Origin of the sequence: Wolbachia endosymbiont of Drosophila baimaii (assembly GCF_028982185.1) — a bacterium.
Lineage (GTDB): Bacteria > Pseudomonadota > Alphaproteobacteria > Rickettsiales > Anaplasmataceae > Wolbachia > Wolbachia pipientis.
Window position 1 is genome coordinate 1 of sequence record NZ_JAPQLE010000209.1, and the last position, 2,440, is coordinate 2,440.

Sequence of the window (2,440 nt, forward strand, 5' to 3'; positions counted from 1 at the left end):
AATTACTATTCTTAAATTTGATCAGATTGATTGCAAAAAAACAAGATTTTCAATAGGTTGCTTATAATCCTAACTATAGTTAGCCTTTCACAAGTAGCGATGCAACAAAGCCATCCTATGGTCAAGCCCACAACTGTACGAATATTGTCTAGCAGGAGGATGTCATCCCAGTGCCCAGACACTGGGATCCAGGAATTTTATTAAGTATAAAAGTAGCCGTTTTATGTTAAAATACAACGTTTTAATGATTATGAAAAAGCTGGATTCCAGACTGGAATGACATCGTTTACTATGTGCCATATTGCAATGTTCGTACAGTAAGCCATAGGATGACAGAAGCGGAGCTATAGAAGCCGGTGTGGCTCTGTCGTATAGCTCTAACTGTTTTTAGGGGATAGAAAGGCTATATGGTTGCTAATATATTTTATTGCAAAATAAGCATTTTACATTATTTGCCAGCAAACAAAACTGCTCAATGGTTAAGTTTTCTGGACGCTGGTTTCCACTCAATTTAGCGTTTTCGAGGACAGTTTCAGCATGGTTCGTTATATTTTGCAAGCTATTTCTCAGCATCTTTCTTCTTTGAGAAAAAACAGCACGTGTTAATTTTGTTAAGGTTTCCAAATTTACTGCAAACTTTGGGGTAGGCAAAGGATTTACTGTAATTACTGAAGAATGTATTTTTGGTCTTGGAAAAAACTCTTTAGGTTCAATATCAAATTCCTTTGTTATATCACATAGTAACTGGCTTAGCACTGATAAGGAACCATAATCTTTAGAATTGGGTCTTGCCGTAATGCGATCTGCTACCTCTTTTTGAAACATTAATGTCAAGTTCGTAAAAAATTTTATATTATTTAACCACTTTAAAAATAACACTACCGAGATATTGTAAGGCAAGTTAGCAATAACTTTAACTGGACGTTCTATCAGCTCTTCTTCTATAACGTGCAGTGCATCTGCTTCTATAATTTTATACTTTCCTTGATGCTCATTTAGGAGTTGATCATGGTGTTTTACTAAATCTCTATCTTTTTCTATAGAGAGTAGAGACTTTGGATTATGCACCAATATTTCTCTTGTTAATGCACCATATCCAGGACCAATTTCAATGACATTAAAATTTTCCAGACTACCAGCTAAAGCGACGATTTTTTTTGTTATCTCACTCGATAAAATAAAATTTTGCCCTAGACTCTTTTTTGGCTTCAGTAAAAATTTTTTCATATTATTTTCATTATACAGTATTTTAAAAATTAGTTGACTAAAATTCATTGATAATTGTATATTATTAATGTGTTTAACGCCGGCTTAGCTCAATTGGTAGAGCAACTGACTTGTAATCAGTAGGTTGTCAGTTCAAGTCCGACAGCCGGCACTCTCGCCCATATAAGTAAAGTTGATGTCCTTTTTAATGGTAGCAAATTGGAAAATGAATGGAATGCGTTCTTCATTTGTTGACTTTATAGGCAAACTTAACAACAAGAGCAACGAAATTACCTCTAAGCTAGTGATTTGCCCTCCTTTTACATCATTTCCAAGCAGTATAGAGTTGAACAATAATATTAATATAGGAGCACAGAATTGCCATCATAAAAAGTTCGGTTCTTACACAGGTGAAATTAGCGCAGAAATGTTAAAAGAACTAGGGTGTACTTACGTAATACTTGGGCATTCTGAAAGGGCCAATGAAAAAGATAGTGAAATAAAACTTAAGTCGGAAATAGCAATAGAATCAGGCTTACACCCAATTATCTGTGTAGGTGAAAATTCAGAAGATTATAAGAATGAAAAAACAAAAGAAGTAATAGAATATCAATGTAAAAACCGCTTGCCAACACACGGTGAATATACCGTAGCATATGAGCCAATATGGGCAATAGGCACAGGTCATGTGCCAAATAATGATGCAATTGCTGAGGTGATAGAGGTAATAAAATTGTGTGCTGGTAAAAAACACATTATATATGGTGGTTCAGTCAGTTCAGAAAATATAGGAAATTTGTTAAATATTTCAAATTTATCAGGAGTTTTAATTGGCAGTGCAAGCTTAGATTTAGATCACTTTTATAAAATTATACAACAAGTTGAAAAAAAGTTTTCTCTTATCAATTCTAAAATCAGCAACTAAGAATTCTATGATAAATGTCATCATTCCAGTGTCAAGCATATATCTGTACGAACATCTAGTAAAACGACATAGCTAAAGTAATCTAGAAAATTAACGATATTTTATTCCCCGGTGAACGCTCTATTTTGTTTTCCAACTCTAGTTCCAAAAGAGCCATTAGAACTATGTTGGTAGAAAGTCCGCTTGCTAATATAAGTTCATCTATATCAACAGGTACAGAGTTATAGCACTTCTCATAATAGTCCAAAAAAGGTAAGATATGGATTTATAGTAGTGATGGTAAGCATGCCAGCAGCATATAGTTATGAC

General features: G+C 33.9%; 2 protein-coding genes, 1 tRNA gene and 1 pseudogene. 2 read left to right on the forward strand and 2 right to left on the reverse strand.

All coding sequences use genetic code 11. The features are described 5' to 3' along the window. Positions 1-414: 414 nt before the first annotated feature. Positions 415-1,227, reverse strand: a complete 813-nt coding sequence (gene rsmA, locus OZD66_RS05980) for a 16S rRNA (adenine(1518)-N(6)/adenine(1519)-N(6))-dimethyltransferase RsmA (RefSeq protein WP_182366618.1) — start codon at positions 1,225-1,227, stop codon at positions 415-417. Positions 1,228-1,305: 78 nt separating this feature from the next. On the opposite strand from rsmA, the gene OZD66_RS05985 reads away from it, so the two are divergent. Then, positions 1,306-1,378, forward strand: a tRNA-Thr gene (locus OZD66_RS05985). Between the two features lie 24 nt (positions 1,379-1,402). Next, positions 1,403-2,131, forward strand: coding sequence for a triosephosphate isomerase (locus OZD66_RS05990; protein ID WP_182366620.1), 729 nt, complete (start codon positions 1,403-1,405; stop codon positions 2,129-2,131). Positions 2,132-2,213: 82 nt separating this feature from the next. On the opposite strand, the pseudogene OZD66_RS05995 reads toward OZD66_RS05990, so the two are convergent. Next, positions 2,214-2,354: pseudogene (locus tag OZD66_RS05995) on the reverse strand (DprA-like winged helix domain-containing protein); the annotation flags it as partial. Positions 2,355-2,440 lie beyond the last annotated feature (86 nt).

Coding starts and splice junctions, on each gene's coding strand:
- rsmA (WP_182366618.1), bottom strand. CDS start 1,227: ATGAAAAAATTTTTACTGAAGCCAAAAAAGAGTCTAGGGCAAAATTTT.
- OZD66_RS05990 (WP_182366620.1), top strand. CDS start 1,403: ATGTCCTTTTTAATGGTAGCAAATTGGAAAATGAATGGAATGCGTTCT.